We start from the raw sequence: 21,902 nt of genomic DNA, 5'->3' as shown, positions 1-21,902 counted from the left end.
GTCACGCCGTCGGGGTGAGCACTGCCGTCTTGCCGCTTACGCCGACAGCGTGGTGTTGTACTCCTTGCCGCCGATCTTCACCCGGTTCAGCTTCAGCCCGCGCACGTTGTACAGGAAGAACGGCTGCTCGGTGCTGACGGTGGTGCCGAAGTCGCAGTCGCTGATCGTCACGTTGGTCACCGGCGGCACTTGCGGCATCGGCTGCGGGCCGTTGTAGTTGTTGGACACCGGCCCGAGGATGACGACGGCCTGGTAGCACGCCGCCTTCTGCCCTTTCTTCGGTCCTTTCTTCACCTCCACGTTGCCCACGGTGACGTTGGAGATCTGCACGTTGTCCACCACCGGCGGCCGGGTGCGCACGGTGTCGGCGGTCGGCGTGTAGTCGCAGTCGAAGGTGACGACGGCACCGGCGGCGACGGCCACGGTCTTCGATTCGATCGGCGAGTTGGGCAGCGACGCGTAGAACGACGGGCTGGTCTGCACGCCATTCGGGATCTTCACGTTGCGCACGTAGAAGTTCTTCAGGTAGCCGCCGCGGTTCATGTTGGTCTTCAGCCGGATCGCCGTGTTCAGCGGATCGGTCGCCCAATGGATGTTCTCGAACACGAGGTCCTGCGCGTAGACGTTCTGGATGCCGCCGGCCATCTCGCTGCCCAGCGTGACGGCGCCGTGGCCGCTCTGCATGATGCACTTCTGCACCACGATGTTCTGCGACGGTCCGTATTGCACATCCAGGTCCTTGCCGGCCTTGATGGCGATGCAATCGTCGCCCGTATCGAACGTGCAGCCTTCGATCAGCACCATGTCGCACGACTCCGGGTCGAAGCCGTCGCTGTTCGGGCCCTTGCTGTTGCAGTGCACGTTGCGGATCACGATATTGCGGCAATGGACCGGATGGTGTTGCCAGAACGGCGTGTCCTTCACTTCATAGCCTTCGAGCAGCACGTTGGTGCAGCCGATGATGTGGATCATCGTCGGGCGCAGGAAGTGGCCCAGGCCGAACACGCGCTGCGCCAGCGGCACGCCCGCCTCGGACAGCGCAGGCAAATACTGCTCGTCGGCGCGCCAGCGCTCGCCCTCGCCCTGGATGTGCAGGCGTTCTGCTTCCGTCAGGTGCGGCGCCACGTCCTTCAGTGATTTCGGGTTGATCGGGTTCGGCAGGCGCTGCGTCAGCTTGCCTTCCACGTAGCCCGGCGTGTTCGCCTGCGAGGCCGGGTTGATCGTGCGGTTCTTGCCCTTCCACGTCCACCAGCAGTCGCCATCCTTGCCGTTGAACGGCACGCCGCCCTGGCCATTGAGCACGCTGGTCCAGTCCTCGCCGGTCAGCGCGATATTGTCGGCGCCGTAGGCATAGATCGGTGACGCGAAGTTCAGGCAGTCGTTGCCCTGCCAGCGCGTGATCACCAGCTTGCCGTGCTTGCCGCAATCGAATTCGCCGTATTTCGCATAATCGGCCGGCTGCGTGGAGAACAGCACGTTGGCGCCCTTCTTCAGGTGCACGTGCACGTTCGACAGCAGCACGATCGGGCCGGCCACGAACCAGTTACCGGCCGGGATCACCACGCGGCCGCCGCCCGCCTTGTGGCAGGCCTCGATGGCGGCCTTGATCGCCGGATAGCAATCGTGCGATCCGGGGGCCTGGGTTTCGACCGTCGCCTGGTCGTCATGGGAAATCCATGCCTTGATCTTCACCAGCTTGCACTGTGCTGCGCCGAATTCCGTGATCGGGAAATCCTGGTCGCGGAAACGGCGCGGCTTGTTCAGGCGATCGACGATTTCCTTCGCGCGGCCCCACGGGTCGTCCGCGATGGCCGCGCCGGCCGAACCGGTTGCCAGGGCGGCGCCGCCGCCGGCCAGCGCCAGGCTGGAAGCCGATACGGCCTTCATCATCGCGCGGCGCTTGCCGTTAACCTCGTTCACGCGGTGTTCATTGAAATGGTTCATGCAGTCTCCTACTCGTGGGCGTTGTTGAATTCCGCCAGGTATGCATCGCCTGGCGGGGGCTGCTTCCGGTAGCCCAGGTGGTTGACGGGGTCGATGCCCGCGTTCTTCAGGTTCTTGTAGAAATCATCCGGTGAAAACTGCGCCGGGCGGTAAGCCAGCGTGCCGGGGGTGTTCCAGTCCGACCATGGCTTGTCGCGGCCGATGTGCGCGCCGATGCGCGAATTCATCACCACCATCTTGCCGACGGTCTCCAGCACCGTGGGCGTGATCGTGCCCTTCGGCGCTTTATAGACGCTCTCGGTGCCCAGCGTGCACGCATAGCCTTCCACGGCCACCGGCGCGTAGGGGCTGCAGCGCGAATTGTGGAACCACTGGCGGGCCAGGTAGAACTTGCCGGCCAGCGCATTCGGCGAGCCGTCGCTGGTGAACTTCACTTCATTAAACACAAAGCCGAATTTCGTGAGCCAGTTGGTGTTCGGGGCGCCCACGTACGACATCGTGCGGTCGCCCAGCGATTTCACTTCACTGCGGTAGAAGTAGGCCGTGGTATCGCCGAAGATGAAGTCGACGTCGCCCTCGATATACGACTTGTGGAAGAAGCTGCGCGACGTGACGCGGGTTTCGCCTGACTTCAGGTACAGCGTGTCCTGGAAGCCGATCAGCCGTACGTTCTCGAATTGCGCCTTGTCCGCGCCTTCGACCAGCAGCGCCACGGCCTGGTGGCTGACACGCTGCTGCGGCTTGTCCGGCGTGCCGCACACGCGCTCGCCGCATTCGTCGCGCGCATTGCCGGTGGCCTTGTTGTAGCTGTTCTCGATCGTCAGCTTGCGCGCCTGGAAGCCGTGGTTGCGCGTCCATACCGTCATCGAGCCACTGGTCGAGATCGTGGGGGCGCGGGCCGCGATCTGCGCGTGCATGGCCACGATCGAGGGATCGAGCCGCTCGAACTGCGGTCCATGGCGCTCGAGATAGTCGGCCACGGGAATGGCGGCATCGAGCCCGGCCGAGATCACGGTATCGGCGGCATCCCTGCCCTCCCCGAACAGCGTGATCGGCCGCGCCGATGCCGGCACGTAGACCAGCTCGCGGTAGGTGCCGGGCTTGACGAGGATGTACTGGCGCCCGCCCTGCGGCTTCGCGGCGGCATCGATGACCGCGCGGTTGACCGCCTGCTGCACGCTGACGAACGTCGTCACGCCATCGGCCCGGCCGCCGGCATCGACGATGTAGTCGGCCTTGAATGCCGCGTCCCCGGCCAGCGGATCGGCCAGCGGGTCCCACGGATCGGTTTTCTCGGCGCCAGCGCGGCCGGTCGTTTTCAGCACCTCGGCGATCGTGTAGCGTTTTGCTTCCGCCGCGGTGAGCTGGGGACGGCCGGCGGCGCCGGTATCCTGGGCGTGCACGCCACCGGCCATGAATACGGCCGCGGCGATCAGCGCGGCGCGCATCATTCGCCCTCCGGCTTGAACTCGGCCGTCACGGCCGGGATGGCCGCCTTCAGTTCGCGTTCGACCATCGCCGCGAAGTATTTCGCGCCCTTGGCGCCGAGGTGCGTGTAGTCGAATGCGCTCTTCGCGGCGCCCTGCGGCTCGACCGCCGCGCCGCTGGCTGCTGCCGGTGCCGAAACTGCGGCCGGCTTCGGCGCCACGGCCAGTGTATCGGCTTCCGTCTCGCCCATGGCCTGCACGGCGGCGTAGCTGTCGGCATTCAGGTCCAGCAGCGGCACCTGCTTTTCCTTCGCCGTGGCGCGCATCACGTCCGCCCACGGCACCAGCGTGTTTTCCAGCACGCCGTCCTTGAACATGCGGCGCGTCAGGGGCGTCACCAGTACCGGCATGCCGTTCAATGCCCTGACTTCGTCGACATAGCGGGCCATGTTGACGGGAAATTCGGTCTTCAGGTCGGTCGACCGGCCCGGCTTGCCCGGCTGGTCGTTGTGGCCGAACTGGATCAGTACGTACGTGGCGCGGTAGGCCGCGCTGCCTTTCAGCAGGCCTTGCACCTCGTCCCACCGTCCTTCGGCGCGAAAACTCGACGAGCTGCGCCCGCCCTTGGCGAGATTGATGCAGGTGTTGGCGCGGTTCACGCGCGCGCAGAACGCGTCGCCGTAGCCGCTGTTCGACGCCATCGTCGAATCGCCGACGAGGATGAACCGTACCGGCTTGTCGGCCGCCTGGGCGCCGCCCACGCACAACAGCGCCGCGACTGCGCCCGACAGGAAACGTTGCTTCATATGAGACCTCCGCTCCACAAAAGTGTTTCCAGACAGGGGGCTGGAAGGAGCCCTGCCATGCATGGCAGGGCCGCCGGGCCGGCAAGGAGCGGTGCTCCTTGAAACCCCGGCCAAGCCCCCTGTTTTGAGGCAATGTTCCAGCTGGACCGCGCTTAGAAGGTGTAGCTCGCGCGCAGGTTGTACGAGCGGCCGATCGCGCTGCCCGCACTCGACAGGTAACCGTACGAATAGCCGCTGTGGTTCGTGACCGGCGGGTTCGAATCGAACACGTTGGTGATGCCGAACGTCAGCTGCGTGTTCTTGAAGCCCTTGTAGCCCAGCGTCAGGTTCCACGGCTTGTACGAGTTGATGTCGCGCCAGTACTGCTCGGCGACCAGGTTCTGGTCTTCGTACTTCGAGTTGTAGTTCTGGGTCGCCTGCGCGGTCCAGTCGCCCAGTGCCCACGACATCTTCAGCACGTGCTTCCAGCGGTACGTGATGATCGGGAAGCTCGACGTGGTGCCGTTCGACGCGGCGCCGAAGCGGCCCACGTTGTTGACCCACTCCTCGCCCGGGAACAGCTGGTTCTCGAACTGCGTCAGGTACGTGCCGTCCAGTTCCACCCTGAAGTCGCCGTAGGTGCTGCGCGGGAAGCGGTACGACGCCGAGACGTCGATACCGGCCGCCTTCTGGCCGCCCAGGTTCATCGTGGTGTTGTTGATGAACGCCAGCGAGCCGTCGGCGTTACGCACGAACAGGTTCGCGTACTTGGCCGGGTCCTGGAAGTACACCTGCTCCGGCAGGTTGGCCAGCATGTCCTTCATGCGGATGTTCCAGTAGTCGAACGACAGCGTCATCGACTTGATCGGCTCGAACACCACGCCCAGCGTGAAGCCTTTCGATTTCTCCGGCTTCAGGCCGGCATTGGAACCCACCTGCTTGTTCAGCTGCACGTTGCAGACTTCGGATTCCACGAGGCCCGGCAGCGGCGTGCCGGTACCGGCAATGGCCGGCGTCGCGCCCGGGCACTGCAGCGGATCGTCCCAGCGTGCCGACGTCTTGCCGGTGGCGCCAGGCAGGCGGTAGCCGTAGGCATCGAACAGTGTCGGCGCGCGGAAGCCCGTGTTGGCCGAACCGCGGAACATCACGTTCTTGGTGGCTTCCCAGCGGAAGCTCGCCTTCGGGTTGATGGTGTTGCCGAAGTCGCTGAAGTAGTCGTCGCGCACGGCCAGGTTGACGTTCAGCGTCTTCGTGACCGGCAAGTCCAGTTCGGCGTACAGCGCGTACACGTTGCGCTGGCCTTCGCCATGCGACGACGTGCTGTTCAGGTACTGCACTTCGTTCTGGATCGCCAGCTTGTCGTCGCGCGTGGTCTGGTGGCTCATGTCGGCACCGACCGCGATCGCGGCGTCGCCGCCGGCCATCGCGAACAGCGAACGGCTGGCCGAGAAGTCGATGCCCTTGTAGGTGGTTTGCGAATCGCGGTTCTTCATGCCGTCGACCGAGATCGACGCCAGGTAGTCGCGGCCGGCCTGGTCCTGCAGGCCGAACGGGTTCAGCGCGCCGCTCTTCAGGCCATCGAGGATGCCCTGGCCCTTGAAGAAGCCGTTCTGGTAGAAGTTTTCGCGGTCGGACAGGCCGATCACGAGGCCAGCGCGGTAGTCCCAGCCGGCCAGCACGCCTTCGTCGACGAAGGCCAGGCGCTGGTTGACCTGCTTGTCCTTCTGCGCGGCCAGGCCGTAGTCGGCCACCGACCAGGTCACGTTCAGCGGCACGCCGTTCAGGCCGGCCATGGCAGGCACGCCGCCGCTGTTGCCCGGGTACCACTTCGACGTCGATGGCAACTGCGCCGACACGCCTTGCACCGCGACCGACTGGGTCGGATTGCGGGCGGAGATGATGTACGACTGGCCGCGCGTGTATTCGACCGTGAACGTGTGGTCTTCGCTGATCTGCTTGGCGGCACGCGCGTAGAAACTGACCTGCTGGTTTTCATACAGCGCGGTGCCGTATTCGTTGCTGTCGAGGATACAGGTGTTCTTGGCGCCGATCATCGAGTACGGCGCGGCGCAGCTGCCGGCATACGGATTTTGCGCATTCCTGTTGGTGGCCGTGGTGAAGTTGGCGGGCATCGCATAGCCGCCGGTGCCCAGCGCGCGGGAACGGCCCAGCGACGCCAGCAGCTCGTCGGAGGACAGCTCGGCGCGGTCGCGCGCGGCCAGGCGCGAACGGTCGTGGAAGTCGACGGTGGCGTAAGCCGACCAGCCGTCGCGGCTCAGGTTGCCCTTGCCGAAGGTCAGCGTGGCGCGGCGTTCGTCGCCGCCGCCGCTTTTCTCCGGCGTCACGTACTGGCCGGTGACCTGCACGCCTTCGAATTCCTTCTTCGTGATGAAGTTGACCACGCCGCCGATCGCATCCGAACCGTACAGCGAGGAAGCGCCATCGCGCAGGATCTCGACGCGCTGCAGCGCGGAGAATGGAATCACGTCCAGGTTGGCATAGCCGGCGGAAATTGCCTCGTTGGCCATGCGGCGGCCGTTCAGCAGCACCAGCGTGCGGTTCACGCCCAGGCCACGCAGGTTGATGTTGGTGCCGGAGCCGGCGTTCGACGGCGCCAGCGATGCCGATTGCGGCAGCGCCATCATCACGTCAGCCAGCGTGGTCATGCCGCGCTGGGTGAATTCTTCCGCCTTGATGCTGGTGACCGGCAGCGCTTCTTCATTGGCCAGCCGCTTGATCGAGGAACCCGTCACTTCGATGCGCTGCATCGCGGCCTCCTGTGCGGCCGCCCCGTTGGCCATGGCCAGCACGGCCAGGGCGATCGAGGTCAACGCCAGCCGTGGCTGGAGGCGGGTTTGCAAACTTGCGCGCTTGTTCATGCTTGTCTCCTGGGTTTCCGATGGTGTTCGCGCCAGCCTGCATGGTGCGGCGGGCGGCGTTGGTGGAGCACCTCGCGTGCTCCGTGCCGCTGCGACGAAGGCCGGGATCGAGCCAGGGCCGGGGTCGCAGGCGGTGGATAAGCTTGTTTTTATTGAAGAACAGGGGCGCGGTGGCGCTGCGCATGGCGCGCGCCGCCGGCAAGGGTAGCGGCTAATGCCGCTGGCGATATCGAATACATCCTGTCTCCTGTCGCGGTACCGTTCGATGCGGCGCCACGCTGCTGTCGTTTCTTGTAATGCCGTTCCGGTACTTCTTGTTCTTGTATTGCCTGTTCCGGTACTGCCTGTCTTGTCTTGCTTGTCTTCTTGCCTGTCTTTTTGCCTGTCTGTCTTGCTTGTCTTGTACTGCTTGTCCTGTACTGCTGCTGCCTTCGTCCTCAGCCGCGGGAGAACGTCCGTGTCACGCGTTCGAGGTGCGAGCGCATGGCGCGCCGTGCGGCGGCCGGATCGTGCGCCGCGATCGCCTCGAAGATGCGGCGGTGGTCCTTCAGCGTTTCCTGGCGCAGCTCTTCCGTCTGGAAATGCTCCTTCAGCTTGTGCCACAGCCGGCCGCGCTGGTTCCACAGGTAGTCCATCGTGCCCACCAGCGCGCCGTTGCCGGTGGCGCGGGCGATCGCCAGGTGGAAATTGCGGTCGGCCATCTCGTTGGTCGTCTTGTTGGCGTGGTGCGCCTCCATCTCTTCGACCGCCTTGAGGATCGCGTCGATCGCGTTGTCGGTGGCCACGCGGGCAGCGATCGCCGCCACCTCCGCCTCGATCAGGCGGCGCGCGGACAACACCTCGAAAGGCCCCGGACCCGCTTCCGGCACATTGCTTTCCTGTTTTACCTCGCACACATACACGCCGGAACCGCCGCGCACTTCGATCACGCCGCCCAGCTCCAGGGCGATCAGCGCCTCGCGCAGCGAAGCGCGGCTGACGGCCAGCCGGGTGGCCAGGTCGCGCTCGGACGGCAGTCGCGCACCGGGTTCGATGCCTTCTTCGCGGATCAACTGCGCGATGCGATCCGCCACCACGCGGTAAAGCCGCGGTTCATGGTTCTCTTGCGGAGCGGGAGGACGTTTCAGCATCTTGTTTTTAATATTTTATTTGGTCAGGCCATTCTAAACCGGTCAGACCAAATGAGCAATGTGGACTAGCCAAAAATTTGGGCATCTGTCATACTGAAGTCATCAGACAACTCGCCGGTACGTCTGGTCGTTGCACCACTACAACAGCAGCGATCGGGAGCGCAGCCGGCCCCTCAGGACAGAACCATGACAGCGAGCACTCCGCGCCGTATCCTCATGCACGCCAACGACAATGTGGCGATCGTCGTCAACGATGGCGGCTTGCCGGCGGGCACCGTTTTCGACGATGGCCTCACGCTGGTCGAAGGCGTGCCGCAGGGCCACAAGGTGGCGCTGACGGACATTGCGCAGGGCCAGAGCGTGCTGCGCTACAACGTTTCGATCGGTCGCGCCGTGCGCGACATCCCAAAAGGCAGCTGGGTTTCCGAGCAATTGCTGGAAATGCCGCCGGCGCGCGAGCTGGACAACCTGCCCATCGCCACCGTGAAGGTGCCGCCGCTCGAGCCGCTGGAGGGTTACACGTTCCAGGGCTACCGCAATGAAGACGGCTCCGTCGGCACCCGCAACCTCCTTGGCATCACGACGACCGTGCAGTGCGTGTCCGGTGTCGTCGAATTCGCCGTGAAGCGCATCAAGGCCGAGCTGCTGCCGAAATACCCGAACGTGGACGACGTGGTCGGCCTCGAACATACCTACGGCTGCGGCGTGGCGATCGATGCGCCGGGCGCGAACATCCCGATCCGCACGATCCACAACATCAGCAAGAACCCGAACTTCGGCGGCCAGGCGATGGTCGTTTCGCTCGGCTGCGAAAAGCTGCAGCCGACCCGCCTGTTCCCGGCCAATTCGATCCAGATCCGCCGCAAGGACGACACCGTCGCCACCGAGCCGCCGGTGGTGTGCCTGCAGGATGCCGGCAACGTGGGCTTCATGTCGATGGTCGACTCGATCATGCAGACGGCCGAGGCGCAACTGGAAGTGCTGAACAAGCGCCAGCGCGTGACCTGCCCGGCATCCGACCTGGTGGTCGGCGTGCAGTGCGGCGGCAGCGACGCGTTCTCCGGCGTGACCGCCAACCCGGCCGTGGGCTTCGCCACCGACCTGCTGGTGCGCGCCGGCGCCACCGTGATGTTCTCGGAAGTGACGGAAGTGCGCGACGGGATCGACCAGCTGACCTCGCGCGCCATCAACGCCGAAGTGGCCGAGGAAATGATCCGCGAGATGGCGTGGTACGACGCGTACCTGACACGCGGCGGTGTCGACCGTAGCGCCAACACCACACCGGGCAACAAGAAAGGCGGCCTGTCGAACATCGTGGAAAAAGCGATGGGCTCGATCGTCAAGTCGGGCAGCGTGCCGATTTCCGGCGTGCTGTCGCCGGGCGAGAAGGCCAGCACGAAAGGCGTGAAGGGCCTGCTGTACACGGCCACGCCGGCCTCGGACTTCATCTGCGGCACGCTGCAGCTGGCGGCCGGCATGAACCTGCACGTGTTCACCACGGGCCGCGGCACGCCGTACGGCCTGGCCGAATGCCCGGTGATCAAGGTGGCCACGCGCGACGACCTGGCGCGCCGCTGGCACGACCTGATGGACGTGAACGCGGGCCGCATCGCCACCGGCGAGGCAACGATCGAAAGCGTGGGCTGGGAACTGTTCCAGCTGCTGCTGGATACGGCAAGCGGCAAGAGAACCTGGGCCGAGCACTGGAAACTGCACAACGCGCTGGTCCTGTTCAACCCGGCGCCGGTGACCTGACACCGGACAAGAAATCAAGCTTCCGCGTATTTCCCCCCTGAATCCGCCGGCCCCGGCGGATTCGGTTAGGATGCTTCTTCCCGAACCTTGTACGAGACTCAAGAGACGACAATGACGACGAAAAAACCTTTCAAGCGCCTGTTGCTGACCGGCGCGGCCGGCGGCCTCGGTAAAGTGCTGCGCGAGCGGATCAAGCCATGGGCGGACGTGGTACGCCTGTCCGACATCGGCGACATGGGCGAAGCCGGTGAAGGCGAAGAGATCTTCCAGGCCGACCTTGCCGACAAGGCCGCCGTGCTGAAGATGGTCGAAGGCGTCGACGCCATCCTGCATTTCGGCGGCATCTCGACGGAGAACACGTTCGAGAACATCATGTTCGCCAACATCCAGGGCACGTACAACATCTACGAGGCGGCCCACCGCCACGGCGTGAAGCGCATCGTGTTCGCCTCGTCGAACCATGCGATCGGCTTCTACCCGCAAACGCAGGTCATCGACGCGGACGATCCGCCGCGCCCGGACAGCATGTACGGCGTCTCGAAAGTCTTCGGCGAGCAGCTGTCGCGCTACTACTTCGACCGCGCCGGCATCGAGACCGTGTGCCTGCGTATCGGTTCGTCGTTCCCGTCGGTGAACAACCCGCGCATGATGTGCACGTACCTGTCCTATGACGACCTGGTGGAAGCGCTGCGCGTATCGCTGCTGACCCCGCGCGTGGGCCACACGATCCTGTTCGGCGCCTCGAACAACAAGCGCCAGTGGTGGGACAACCGCAAGGCCGCCCACCTGGGCTTCCAGCCGAAGGATTCGTCGGAACAGTTCCGCGCCGACGTGCCGGAAACCGGCGAATACCCGCCGGCGGACGACGCCACCTTCAACTACCACGGCGGTAAGTTCATCTTCGACGGGCCGATGTACAAGGACTGATCAAAGGGCGGAGCAGGGGTTTCGAGGAGTGCTGCTCCTCGCCTGCGCAGCGGGTGATGACATGCAGGTCAGCACCCTCTTCCATGCGCCCTTTTTTGTTGTCCGAAGAATGTGGGCCGGAAGGAGTGATGGCATGCATGCCATCACCGCTTTGCAGGCGCAGAGCATGCTCTGCGAAGCTGCGGCCAGGCAGGGCCGCATCGTTCCGCAGGCGTGGAGCATGCTCCACGAAATCCCCGCGTCACCCCCTGCAAAGCCCCCGGTTTTCGGAAACATTATTTCTTGAACTTCGCGCAGGGATCGGCGCGCTTCTGTGCCGGGATGTTCCGCACCTCGTCGAACAGTTCCTTCTGTCCGCCGCCTTCCACGTAGCCGATCGCCTTCACCGTCAGCTTGCCGCCGAAGGCGTTCAGCCAGCGCGGCACGCCGATGTCCTTGCGCACGTGGCCGTTGCCGGCGATGAGCACCACGTCGCGCGGCTGCTGGTCGCGGATCAGCCTGGCCATCCAGATGTCACGCGCCATCTGGGCGTCGACCATGCCGGGGATCATCATGTCCGGCAGCATATTGCAATGGCCGGTGCGGATCTCGTTTTCCTGTGCCTTGCGCCAGTCGGCCGAGATTGGTTCGTTGAGCCGGTAGTCCGCCACCGTCTTCGCGTCGAAGCTCGATGCCACGCCATCGCGCACCACTTTCGAGGCGTTCGCGCGCGACAGGTTGACGGCCACGATCGGCAGGTGCTTGTCCAGCGCCAGCTGGATCACAGGATAGTACTGCTGCCAGTCCCACCCCTTCTTGTTCATCGCGCGGATGACGCAGCCGGCATCCACGCAGCCCTTCTGTGCCTCATCGAGCATCGGCTGGTCTTCGTGGTCGAACTGTTCCATCGCGATCACGGGATGCCAGCCGGCGTCGACCCGCTTCTTCAATTCCGCGAAACGCAGCTTGTGGCCCTGGGGATTGTCGTGCACCTCGCCCAGCAGCAGCACCTGGGGATTGGCGGCATCCTGCATGCCGGTCAGGCGGCCGGCAGCGCTGTCCTTCTTGACGATGCCGCAGCCGGCCAGCAGAGCACCGGCCAGCACGGCAACGAACGGGAGATGTTTCATGTGACTCGTCGGTAACGGAAAACGGCCAGTCTAACCGAAGCCGCTCTTACCGGTCCGCGGCGGGCAGCGTGTAGTCGAGGTCGTAGTAATGCTTGTCGTTCTCGATGCGGATGCCCAGCGTGCCCGCAATGCCGGTCAGTTCTCCGGTACCGGAATCGGGGGCGATGAGGATGCGCAGGCCGGCATGTGCGCCGCCCATCACGCCGGCATGCTGGAGCAGGAAGCTGCCCGCGCGCCCTTCCAGCGTGCCGTCGACCTTCTCGAGCGCGATATACACGGCCGATGTGGGCACAGGGCTGCGGAAGGACAGGAATTCGCCGCGGCCCGTCGCCGTGAGCGCCCCGTGGTAATGCTTGTCGAGCGTCATGCGCTCGATGCCTGTTCCCTCGCTGCCTGCGGCCAGGATTTCCGGCACCAGTTTCACATCGAATTCCCCGCTGACCTGCGCCATGCCCGTCTCCCGAGTTAAGTTTCCATTGCCAAAGAATGCAATTTGGTAATGGTACTCCAGTTGCGGGTGGTAACGGCATCGCCCAGCAGGTTGCCCATCGCCGCGGCGGCACGGCTGGCCAGCACGCCATCGCAGCACCAGATATAGGCGGCCCATTGCCCCAGCGCGAACGCCTCCGGCTGCCATTGCTGGTGCGCCAGCGCTTCCAGCTTGACATGGTCGGCCGGGTTGCTGAGCACCGCCACCATCAGCCGTGCGGGATCCGTCGCCAGGTCCAGCAGCGGGTTCGCAGCGACGACCTCGGCCAGCTGCTGCGCATCGAGCACGGTCACGCGGGCGGGCACGCCTAGCTTCAGCACCAGCGTTTCCTCGATGCGCATGGCGGATCGCGCCGCGTCGGCCGCGGGGCAGTCGAACACGGCATTGCCGCTGTTGAGCAGCGTACGCACGCCGGAAAAACCCAGGTCGCCCAGAACTTGGCGCAGATCCGCCATGGCGATGCGTTTGGCCCGGCCGACATTGACTCCCCGTAGCAGGGCAACCTGCCGCTGTGTGCTCATGACTCCTCCTTTAGCGCAGTATGCGTCAGCCACGTCGAAGCGGGCGCCCGGCTTGCGGCCCCGGCCGGACCGGACCGCGCCGTGGAATGCCTGGTGTAAGATCGGTTCTCGACGAGGAGGATGCGATGGAGATCGGCGAACTGCCGCTGGCGCAAGCGCGTGCCGGCATGGTGCTGTCGGGCGAACTGCGCGATGCGCAGGGCGAGTTGCTGCTGCCTGGGGGAACCGTGCTGACTCCGGCCATGCTCGCTTCGCTGGCACGCCACGGTATCGACGCACTGCCGGTGCTCGTTGCACCGCGCGACCGCGTCGACTACCTGTTCCGCAAGCTCGACCCGGCCGGTGCCGATGCCTGGGCTGGCGCCGAACTGCGCGCTAGCCTGCATGCATGGCGTTCCGGGGTGACAAGATGAATCCCCTGCGCCACGACGATATCGTCCGGAACCTGGACGACCTGCCCTCGCTGCCGGCGGTCGTGATGGAGCTGTTGAACAGCATCGATGCCGAGGAAGTCGACATTGCCGTGCTGGCGAAAAAGGTCGCGCAGGACCAGGCGCTGACGGCGAAGACGCTGCGCCTGGCGAACTCGGCGATGTATGGCTTGCGGGTGCGCGTGACCACGATCCAGCAGGCGATCACCTACCTCGGTTTCCAGACCGCGCGCAACGTGATCACCGCCGCGGCGCTGACGGGCTGCTTTCCCGAAAACCGCTGCCCCGGCTTTTCGCACCCGGCGTTCTGGCGGCACGCGATCGCCACCGCCCTCTGTGCCGGGGCGCTGGCACGCCACGTGCGCTTCAACCAGGATTACGCCTTCACGGCAGGGCTGCTGCACGATGTCGGCCGCCTGGCGCTGGTCAGTTGCTTCCCCGATCGCTATGCGCGCGTGATCGCCTGGCGCAGCGCGCACGATGCGCAGTGGCTCGACGCCGAGCGTGCCGTGCTGGGCATCGATCACGTGGATGCCGGCCTCGCGCTTGCCGGACATTGGAACTTTTCGGACACGATGCGGCTCGCCATCGGCCACCACCATGCGCCGGAAGTGCCGGGCGCCGGGTTCCTGGCCACGATCATCCACGTGGCGGACGCGATCGCGCATGGACTGGACCTGGCCGGCGTTGCGGACGAGCTCGTGCCACCGCTGTCGGCCGTGGCGTGGCATGCGCTGCAGCTCGACGAGGCAGCGTGCCTGCGTGTGTTCGAGGAAACGGAAACGGGATTCGCGGCGATGGCGCCGGTGCTGTTGCCGTGAGGGAGAGTCAGGCAGGGAGAATCCGGCAGGGAGAATCCGGCAGGGAGAATCCGGCAGGGAGAATCCGGCAGGGAGAATCAGGCAGAAAGAATCAGGCAGGAAGAAGACGGGCAGCGGAAACGGCTGCCGCGGAAAATCGCGGGCTGGTCAAGCTGCCGGCTGCGAGACATGCAACACAGGAAGGTCGGCCGGAGCGAAAACTCCGGCCAGCCAGGCTCAGTGCGTGTAGTTGCCCTCTGGCTTTTGCTGGGCTTGTTGGGCGGCGGCGGCAGCCTGTTGTGCGGCCTTTTCCTCTGGCTTCGGGCGGCCCTGCGCATCCGACAGGCGGTATTTGGTACGGCGGTCGCCCATCAGGTCGCGCAGGTCGCGAATGCTCATGCCGGTCACTTCATGCATGCGGATCAGCAGCGACGCGCCGACAGGCAGGCGGTGGTGGCGGATCTTGCTGATGACAGGCGGCGCGACTTCCAGCAGGCGCGACAGGGCGGCATCGTTTTTCAGTTGCATCTTGCCCAGCAGAATATCGAGCAGGTGATTCGGGTTATAGCTTTCTTGGGATGAGAGTGCGTGGTGTGCCATGATTGATCCTCGTCGATATAGTTGATAGATGCTGCTCCGTACATTAGGAAAGATTGCAGTTTTCTACATTCGTTTTCCAAAAAATCCGTTCCGGAACGAGTACGCCATGTATCTGGCGCAAGGGCCGGCGACCATCGGGGTAGAAACTTGCACTTTCTACAAAATTCTATGCCCAAACAAGCACGCTCCAGCCTAGCGATGCCAAGCGAAGATTTAATCAATATCAATCTTTCGCTGAAATACTTGACAACAATGCTATTTCAACACACGCATAGGGCAGGCAGCGCACGATAGAACCGGTGGGAAATTGTTACAACAGTCAACTCAGCAGTGACAGAGTTGCCAAGCTGATATTGATGAGCCGGAAAGCCGCATGCCTGTTGGCATCGGAAGTTTTTCCGTATTTCACCAGGTCGAATTACGGTAAACTGCCGGCCATGCAGAAAAAAGTATTCATCAAGACCTTCGGCTGCCAGATGAACGAGTATGACTCGGACAAGATGGCGGACTTGCTCGGCGCCACGGACGGCCTGGAGCGCACCGACCGTCCGGAAGATGCGGACGTCATCCTCCTCAATACCTGTTCGGTGCGCGAAAAGGCACAGGAGAAGGTATTTTCCGACTTGGGCGTGTTTCGCAAGCTGAAGGAAAAAAATCCCGATCTCGTGATCGGCGTGGGCGGCTGCGTGGCGTCGCAGGAAGGCGAGGCGATCGTCAAGCGCGCGCCGCAGGTCGACATCGTGTTCGGCCCGCAGACCCTGCACCGGCTGCCGAAGATGATCGAACTGCGCCGCCACAGCGGCAAGCCGCAGGTGGACATCACGTTCCCCGAGATCGAAAAGTTCGATCACCTGCCGCCGGCACGTGTCGATGGCGCGTTCGCCTATGTATCGATCATGGAAGGCTGCAGCAAGTATTGCAGCTATTGCGTGGTGCCGTACACCCGCGGCGAGGAAGTGTCGCGCCGGTTCGACGACGTGCTGACCGAAGTGGCCGGGCTGGCCGCACAGGGCGTCAAGGAAGTGATGCTGCTGGGCCAGAACGTGAATGCGTTCCGCGGCCAGATGGCCGATGGCCAGCAGGCCGACTTCGCGCTGCTGATCGAATACGTGGCGGAAATTCCCGGCATCGAGCGCATCCGCTTCGTCACCAGCCACCCGAAGGAATTCACGCAGCGCCTCGTCGACTGCTACGCGCGCATCCCGCAACTGGCCGACCACCTGTACCTGCCCGCCCAGCACGGCTCGGACAAGATCCTGGGCGCAATGAAGCGCGGCTACACGGCGCTGGAATACAAATCGATCATCCGCAAGGTGAAGGCCGTGCGGCCCGACGTGACGATCGCCTCGGACTTCATCGTCGGTTTCCCCGGCGAAACGGAAGAGGATTTCGAGGCGATGATGAAGCTGATCCGCGACGTGGATTTCGACAATTCGTTCAGCTTCATCTTCAGCAAACGCCCCGGCACGCCGGCCGCCAACCTGGCCGACGACACGCCGCACGAGGTCAAGCTGGCGCGCCTGCAGCGCCTGCAGGCGTTGATCGACGCCAACACCAAGCGGCACAGCGCCGCGATGGTCGGCAGGACGATGCGCGTGCTGGTCGAAGGGCCATCGAAGAACGGCGGCAACGAGCTGGCCGGCCGCGCCGGCAACACGCGCACCGTGCTGTTCGATGGTGGCGACACGCCGGCCGCACTGCATGGCAAGATGGTGGACGTAACGATTACGGAAAGCCTGTCCTATTCCCTGCGCGGCGAACTTGCTTGAACATTCATCTGAACATTCATCTGAACATTCGTCTGAACACTCATCCGAACATTCACGCCCGCCGCGCCACTCTGCCCTGACCGACCATTGAAAACAAAGACTCCAGTACAACCGCACTACTTCATCCCCGAACCGCTGGACAATACGCGGCTGGCCAACCTGTGCGGCCCCCTCGATGAAAACCTGCGCCAGATCTCGGCGGCACTCGATGTGACGATCTTCCGGCGCGGCGAGAAATTCATCGTCAGCGGCACCAATGCCGAGCGCGCCGTGCAGATCCTGGAAAAGTTCTACGCGGTGGCCGACAAATCCGTGCCGATCGAGGAAGTCCAGCTGGGCCTCGTGGAACAGCGCACCAGCCAGGCCGTGCCGGACGGCGACGACGAGGAAGAACCGCCGTTCAACGATCCCGAGATCGCCAGCCCCGTATTGAAGACGCGCCGCAGCGACCTGCGCGGCCGCACGCCGCACCAGATCCGCTACCTGCGCAACATCCTCGAACACGACATCAGCTTCGGCGTGGGCCCGGCCGGCACCGGCAAGACGTACCTCGCCGTGGCCTGCGCCGTCGATGCGCTGGAACGCGATGCCGTCAAGCGCATCATCCTGTGCCGCCCCGCCGTCGAGGCCGGGGAACGGCTGGGCTTCCTGCCGGGCGACATGGCGCAGAAGGTCGACCCTTATCTGCGCCCGCTGTACGACGCGCTGTACGACCTGCTCGGCTTCGACCGCACGCAGAAGATGTTCGAGAAGCAGGTGATCGAAATCGCACCGCTGGCCTACATGCGCGGCCGCACGCTGAACCATGCGTTCGTGATCCTCGACGAGGCGCAGAACACCACCGTCGAACAGATGAAGATGTTCCTGACGCGGATCGGCTTCGGCAGCAAGGCCGTGGTGACCGGCGACGTGACCCAGGTCGACCTGGCGAAAAGCCAGAAGAGCGGCCTCGTCGATGCGATCGGCGTGCTGCGCGACGTGCGCGGCATCGCCTTCTCGCACTTCTCCAGCGAAGACGTGGTGCGCCACCCGCTGGTGGCCCGCATCGTCGACGCCTACGACAGCGCCCACCAGAGCACCGCCGACATCGCGCCATTGCTGAAACCCGTCAAGACCGCTGCCCGGAATGTCCGAAAAAAATAAGCTGACCCTGTCGGTGCAATACGCCGACACCCGCCTGCAGGAAACCATCACCCGCCCGCTGATCCGCAAGTGGGTGAAGGCCGCGCTGTTCGCGCCGGCCGAGCTGACGATCCGCTTCGTCGACGCGGCCGAGGGCCAGCAGCTGAACCTGGCGTACCGCGGCAAGGACTACGCCACCAATGTGCTGACGTTCGCCTACAACGAAGGGGAAGAGATCGCCGACGACGAGCCCACGCGCGCCGATATCATCCTGTGCACCGACGTGCTGGAGCGGGAAGCGGCCGAACAGAAGAAGTCGGTCGAGGAACACACGGCCCACCTGATCGTGCACGGCGTGCTTCATGCGCAGGGCTACGACCACGAAGAGGACGACGAGGCCGAGGAAATGGAAAGCCTGGAAACCGAGCTGCTGGAAGGGCTCGGCTACGCCGATCCCTACGCCGCCGAGAAGTAAGCCAAAACCGGTGACAGACACCGTTTTTTCTGGAACAGGTGTTTCAAAATAACTGGTGTCTGTCACCGGTTTTGCAGTCCTGCGCTAGTCCACTTCCCGCCGGCGCCGCATCACGAACCACGCGGCGGCGCAGGTGAACACGGCCACGATCCCGGCGATGATCCAGAAGCCTGAGACATCCGTCGCCAGCGGCACGCCCCCCACGTTCATGCCCAGCAGGCCGGCGATGATGTTGATCGGCAGTGCCAGCACGGTGACGATCGTCAGTGTATACAGGCTGCGGTTGTTGCCTTCGTTGACGAGCGCGGCGATCTCTTCCTGCAGCAGCTTGATGCGTTCCTGCAAGGTGGCGATGTCGTTGAGCGTGACGGCGAATTCCTCGCTGGCTTCGCGCAATTCCTGCCGGTCCTGCACGGTCACCCACAGGGGTGGCCGCTGCAGCAGCCGGAACATGGCGGCCGGCTCCGGCGCCAGCAGCCGCTGCAGGCGCACCAGCACGCGCCGCAGCGCGCCCAGGTCGGCCCGCTTGAACTTGAGCTGGCCGGACAGCAGGTTGTCCTCGATGTTGTCGACCTTGCCCGTGGCCATGCGCACGATGCGCGTCAGCACATCCGCCTGGTCGCGCAGCAGGTGCGTCAGCAGCACCACCGACGAGGCGATCGGCTCGCCGCGCCGCACGGCCTGGCGCAGCCGCTCCACCGCCTGCAGCGGGCTGCGCCGCGCGCTGATCACGAGCTGCCGTTCCACCGACAGATACAGGCTGGAGATATCGGACGGCTCGAACGAGAAATCGCGCAGCACGTCGTTGACGACGGCCACCAGCGTATCGTCGGCCTGCTCGATGCGCGTCGAGCGCGAGCCTTCGTGCAGGCAATCGTAGAATTCGTCGGACAGGCGGGCATGTTCACGCAGCCATTTTTCGCTGGCCGTGTTGGCCAGGTTGAAGTGCAGCCACAGGAATTCGTCCGGCTGGCCGGTACTTTCCCGCAGCCACGCGGCAGCCTCGCCCGCCTCGATCGGCACGGCCGCCGGGCCGCGCCCGAACAGGTAGCCGCACACCAATCCATTCTGATCCGATCCATATTCCAGCGCCTGCATGCTTCCTCCCGGCGCCAGCCTACCAGATCAGGATGACATCGGCATGGCGCCGATGACTTTTTGATAAAAAGCGCCCCGTCCGCCGGTTTGGTGTATCCTGTATCCCTTCAAAACAAATGGCTTTATGCCTGCTATGCAAGAGCACTCTACTAGCGTCAGGAATGACGCTAAACCCCACCGCTCACTTCTCGAGCGACTTACCGCCCTGATCTCCCCCGAGCCGGAAAACCGCTCCGAGCTCCTCGATGTTCTGCACGAAGCCCACGAACGCAACCTGATCGATGCCGACGCCCTGTCGATGATCGAAGGCGTGTTCCAGGTATCCGACCTGTCCGCGCGCGACATCATGGTGCCCCGTTCGCAGATGGACGTCATCGACATCACCAAGCCCATCGAAGAGTGGATGCCGCTCGTGCTGGAAACGGCGCACTCGCGCTTCCCGGCCATCGAGGGCGAGCGCGACAAGGTCGTCGGCATCCTGCTGGCGAAGGACTTGCTGCGCTATTACGCCGAGGAATCGTTCGACGTGCGCAGCATGCTGCGTCCGGCGATCTTCATCCCCGAATCGAAACGCCTGAATGTGCTGCTGCGCGATTTCCGCGCCAACCACAACCACATGGCGATCGTCGTCGACGAGTATTCCGGCGTGGCCGGCCTGATCACGATCGAGGACGTGCTGGAACAGATCGTCGGCGACATCGAGGATGAATACGACTTCGACGAAGAAGAGGACAACATCCTTTCCATCCGCGAAGGGCAACTGGGTCCGCGCTGGCGCGTCAAGGCACTGACCGAGATCGCCCAGTTCAACGAGGAACTGGACGCCGACCTGCCGGACGACGACGTCGACACCATCGGCGGCTTCGTTGCCAAGCACCTGGCCCGCATGCCCCACAAGGGCGACGTGTTCGACATCGACAACCTGCGCTTCGAAGTCCTGCGCGCCGATGCCCGCCAGATCCACGTGCTGACGGTCGAGAAACTGCCACCCGCCATCGACGAGCAGGATTGATGCGTTTTCGCCGCGCCGCCCCCGGCGCACCTCCCGCCCCACCCCGCAGCACCAAGAGCCGCATGCTCATCGCCGCCGTTGCCGGCGGCGCCAGCGTGGTGTCGTTCGCGCCGCTCGGCTGGTGGCCGGTCCAGCTGCTCACGCTGGCGATCCTGTTCTACCAGGTGCTGCGCGCCGACTCCGTGAAGGCTTCGGCGTTCATCGGCTGGGCATTCGGCTTCGGCTGGTGCCTGGCCGGCGTGCACTGGCTGACGATCGCGATCTCGCGGTTCGGCGGCCTGCCGCTGCCGCTGGCCTGGATCGCCATTGCTTTGCTGGCGGTATACATGGGCGCGCACTGCGGCGCCGCGATGGGCGCCGCCGCCTGGCTGCGCAAGCGCTGGGGCCTGTCGCTGCCGGCCGCGAACCTGCTCGTGCTGCCGGCGCTGTGGGCTGTTTCCGAATGGACGCGCGGCTGGCTGTTCACGGGCTTCCCGTGGGCGTCCAGCGGCTATGCGCACAATGCCTCCCCCCTCGCCGGATATGCTCCCGTGCTGGGCGTGTTCGGCATCGGCTGGATCGTGGCCATCACCGCCGGCGCCCTGCTGCTGCTGATGCACCCGGTACGCAAGCCGGCGCTGTCGCTGATCGCCGCATTGTGGGTCGGCGGCTGGTCGCTGCAGTGGATCGACTGGACCGCGCCGGCCGGACAGCCGCTGACGGTGCGCCTGGTGCAGGCCAACATCCCGCTGCAGACCAAGTTCGACCCGAACCATATCGGCAATACGCTGCGGCGCTACCAGCAAATCGTGCTGGCCGAACCGGCCGACCTGATCGCGATTCCCGAAACGGGCATCCCGCTGTTCCCGCAGCAGTTGCCGGCCGGTTACCTGGATGCTTACGGACAGTTCGCCCGCAAGACCGGCAGCGCCGTGGTGCTGGGCATGCCGTTCGCCGACAGCCCCACCCGCTATGCGAACAGCGTGATGGGGCTGGGGCCCACGATGGCGAAACCATACCGCTACGACAAGCACCATCTCGTGCCGTTCGGCGAATTCATCCCATTGGGCTTCCGCTGGTTCACCAACATGATGCGCATCCCGCTGGGCGACCAGACCCGCGGCGAAACATTGCAGCCGTCGTTCGCGGTGAAAGACCAGCGCGTGCTGCCGAACATCTGCTATGAAAACAACTTCGGCGAAGAGATCGCGGCGCAATTAAGTAGCGGAAAAAATGCGGGTTCCCGCGCCACCGTGCTGCTGAACGTCTCCGAACTGGCCTGGTACGGCGAATCGGTGGCGATCCCGCAGCACTTGCAGATCTCGCAGATGCGCACCCTGGAAACGGGCCGCCCGATGCTGGCTGCCACGAACAATGGCGCCACCGTCGTCATCGACCATCGCGGCGTAATCCAGGCGAGCCTGCCGTACTACCAGGCCGGCGTGCTGAAGGCCACGGTGCAGGGCATGACAGGCGACACGCCCTACATCGTGCTGCAGAATCGCCTGATCCTCGCGCTGGCCGCGGCAAGCGTGCTGGCCGCCTGGCTGCTCTCCCGCCGCAGGAAGGCAACCCCCTGAACCCTACTGGTCCGTTGCAAAAACCGCTAAAATGAGCCGTTTCAGCGAACCACGCTGCTCTCCTGATCA

At 64.4% G+C, this 21,902-nt stretch carries 20 protein-coding genes; 10 read left to right on the top strand and 10 right to left on the bottom strand.

All coding sequences use genetic code 11. The features are described 5' to 3' along the window. Window positions 1–36: 36 nt before the first annotated feature. The 5 genes from ACY65G_RS15515 to ACY65G_RS15495 all read right to left on the bottom strand — a co-directional run bounded on the left by ACY65G_RS15515 (window position 37) and on the right by ACY65G_RS15495 (window position 8,165). Entirely contained in the window at window positions 37–1,944 is a 1,908-nt protein-coding gene (locus ACY65G_RS15515; protein ID WP_464998215.1) for a glycoside hydrolase family 28 protein, read from the bottom strand. An 8-nt stretch (window positions 1,945–1,952) separates the two neighbouring features. Beyond that, window positions 1,953–3,395 carry a pectinesterase family protein gene (locus tag ACY65G_RS15510; RefSeq protein WP_464998214.1) on the bottom strand — a complete coding sequence of 481 codons (1,443 nt, stop codon included), beginning with the start codon at window positions 3,393–3,395 and terminating at the stop codon, window positions 1,953–1,955. After that, window positions 3,392–4,177, bottom strand: coding sequence for a rhamnogalacturonan acetylesterase (locus tag ACY65G_RS15505; RefSeq protein WP_464998213.1), 786 nt, complete (start codon window positions 4,175–4,177; stop codon window positions 3,392–3,394). Before ACY65G_RS15505 ends, ACY65G_RS15510 begins: the two co-directional genes overlap by 4 nt. Window positions 4,178–4,329: 152 nt before the next feature. After that, window positions 4,330–7,035 carry a TonB-dependent receptor gene (locus ACY65G_RS15500; protein WP_464998212.1) on the bottom strand — a complete coding sequence of 902 codons (2,706 nt, stop codon included), beginning with the start codon at window positions 7,033–7,035 and terminating at the stop codon, window positions 4,330–4,332. 437 nt (window positions 7,036–7,472) lie between these two features. Continuing rightward, entirely contained in the window at window positions 7,473–8,165 is a 693-nt protein-coding gene (locus tag ACY65G_RS15495; protein WP_464998211.1) for a FadR/GntR family transcriptional regulator, read from the bottom strand. A gap of 186 nt (window positions 8,166–8,351) precedes the next feature. Here ACY65G_RS15495 and garD point away from each other — a divergent pair, with 186 nt between their 5' ends. The 3 genes from garD to ACY65G_RS15480 all read left to right on the top strand — a co-directional run bounded on the left by garD (window position 8,352) and on the right by ACY65G_RS15480 (window position 11,133). After that, the gene (garD, locus tag ACY65G_RS15490) at window positions 8,352–9,920 is read left to right on the top strand and encodes a galactarate dehydratase (RefSeq protein ID WP_464998210.1); all 1,569 of its coding nucleotides are present in this window, start codon (window positions 8,352–8,354) and stop codon (window positions 9,918–9,920) included. A gap of 111 nt (window positions 9,921–10,031) precedes the next feature. Further along, window positions 10,032–10,847, top strand: coding sequence for an NAD-dependent epimerase/dehydratase family protein (locus tag ACY65G_RS15485; RefSeq protein WP_464998209.1), 816 nt, complete (start codon window positions 10,032–10,034; stop codon window positions 10,845–10,847). A gap of 133 nt (window positions 10,848–10,980) precedes the next feature. Further along, window positions 10,981–11,133, top strand: a complete 153-nt coding sequence (locus ACY65G_RS15480; protein ID WP_464998208.1) for a hypothetical protein — start codon at window positions 10,981–10,983, stop codon at window positions 11,131–11,133. On the opposite strand, the gene ACY65G_RS15475 is transcribed toward ACY65G_RS15480, so the two are convergent. Genes ACY65G_RS15475 through ACY65G_RS15465 form a run of 3 tightly spaced genes read right to left on the bottom strand, consistent with a single transcriptional unit; the run spans window position 11,123 to window position 12,967 of the window. After that, complete coding sequence (locus ACY65G_RS15475; protein ID WP_464998207.1) at window positions 11,123–11,956, bottom strand: ChaN family lipoprotein; 834 nt, start codon at window positions 11,954–11,956, stop codon at window positions 11,123–11,125. The genes ACY65G_RS15480 and ACY65G_RS15475 overlap by 11 nt on opposite strands. A gap of 46 nt (window positions 11,957–12,002) precedes the next feature. Beyond that, window positions 12,003–12,407, bottom strand: a complete 405-nt coding sequence (locus tag ACY65G_RS15470; protein ID WP_464998206.1) for a DUF3224 domain-containing protein — start codon at window positions 12,405–12,407, stop codon at window positions 12,003–12,005. A 14-nt stretch (window positions 12,408–12,421) separates the two neighbouring features. Next, the gene (locus ACY65G_RS15465) at window positions 12,422–12,967 is read right to left on the bottom strand and encodes a DUF1697 domain-containing protein (protein ID WP_464998205.1); all 546 of its coding nucleotides are present in this window, start codon (window positions 12,965–12,967) and stop codon (window positions 12,422–12,424) included. Between the two features lie 125 nt (window positions 12,968–13,092). Between ACY65G_RS15465 and ACY65G_RS15460 the strand changes: the two genes are divergently transcribed. Then, window positions 13,093–13,380 (top strand): hypothetical protein, encoded by a 288-nt coding sequence (locus tag ACY65G_RS15460; RefSeq protein WP_464998204.1) that lies wholly within the window; start codon window positions 13,093–13,095, stop codon window positions 13,378–13,380. Continuing rightward, entirely contained in the window at window positions 13,377–14,219 is an 843-nt protein-coding gene (locus ACY65G_RS15455) for an HDOD domain-containing protein (RefSeq protein WP_464998203.1), read from the top strand. The genes ACY65G_RS15460 and ACY65G_RS15455 overlap by 4 nt, the downstream gene beginning before the upstream one ends. A 216-nt stretch (window positions 14,220–14,435) precedes the next feature. Here the strand turns inward: ACY65G_RS15455 and ACY65G_RS15450 are convergent, their stop codons facing one another. Further along, window positions 14,436–14,798 (bottom strand): hypothetical protein, encoded by a 363-nt coding sequence (locus ACY65G_RS15450; RefSeq protein ID WP_130187622.1) that lies wholly within the window; start codon window positions 14,796–14,798, stop codon window positions 14,436–14,438. A 437-nt stretch (window positions 14,799–15,235) separates the two neighbouring features. Here ACY65G_RS15450 and miaB point away from each other — a divergent pair, with 437 nt between their 5' ends. The 3 genes from miaB to ybeY all read left to right on the top strand — a co-directional run bounded on the left by miaB (window position 15,236) and on the right by ybeY (window position 18,164). Further along, window positions 15,236–16,567 (top strand): tRNA (N6-isopentenyl adenosine(37)-C2)-methylthiotransferase MiaB, encoded by a 1,332-nt coding sequence (gene miaB, locus ACY65G_RS15445; protein ID WP_464998202.1) that lies wholly within the window; start codon window positions 15,236–15,238, stop codon window positions 16,565–16,567. Window positions 16,568–16,654: 87 nt separating this feature from the next. Further along, entirely contained in the window at window positions 16,655–17,710 is a 1,056-nt protein-coding gene (locus tag ACY65G_RS15440; protein WP_464998201.1) for a PhoH family protein, read from the top strand. Next, window positions 17,694–18,164, top strand: coding sequence for an rRNA maturation RNase YbeY (gene ybeY / locus ACY65G_RS15435; protein WP_464998200.1), 471 nt, complete (start codon window positions 17,694–17,696; stop codon window positions 18,162–18,164). Before ACY65G_RS15440 ends, ybeY begins: the two co-directional genes overlap by 17 nt. Before the next feature lie 84 nt (window positions 18,165–18,248). On the opposite strand, the gene ACY65G_RS15430 is transcribed toward ybeY, so the two are convergent. Further along, window positions 18,249–19,262: a transporter gene (locus tag ACY65G_RS15430; protein WP_464998199.1), complete on the bottom strand. Its 1,014-nt coding sequence runs from the start codon at window positions 19,260–19,262 to the stop codon at window positions 18,249–18,251. Window positions 19,263–19,395: 133 nt separating this feature from the next. Here ACY65G_RS15430 and ACY65G_RS15425 point away from each other — a divergent pair, with 133 nt between their 5' ends. Together ACY65G_RS15425 and lnt are read left to right on the top strand one after the other, a co-directional pair. Next, window positions 19,396–20,274: an HlyC/CorC family transporter gene (locus tag ACY65G_RS15425; protein ID WP_464998379.1), complete on the top strand. Its 879-nt coding sequence runs from the start codon at window positions 19,396–19,398 to the stop codon at window positions 20,272–20,274. After that, window positions 20,274–21,833, top strand: coding sequence for an apolipoprotein N-acyltransferase (gene lnt, locus ACY65G_RS15420; RefSeq protein ID WP_464998198.1), 1,560 nt, complete (start codon window positions 20,274–20,276; stop codon window positions 21,831–21,833). Before ACY65G_RS15425 ends, lnt begins: the two co-directional genes overlap by 1 nt. The last annotated feature ends 69 nt before the right edge of the window (window positions 21,834–21,902 follow it).

This window comes from Pseudoduganella sp. jia 12, from assembly GCF_055502675.1.
This window is presented reverse-complemented; position numbering and strand designations above follow the sequence as displayed.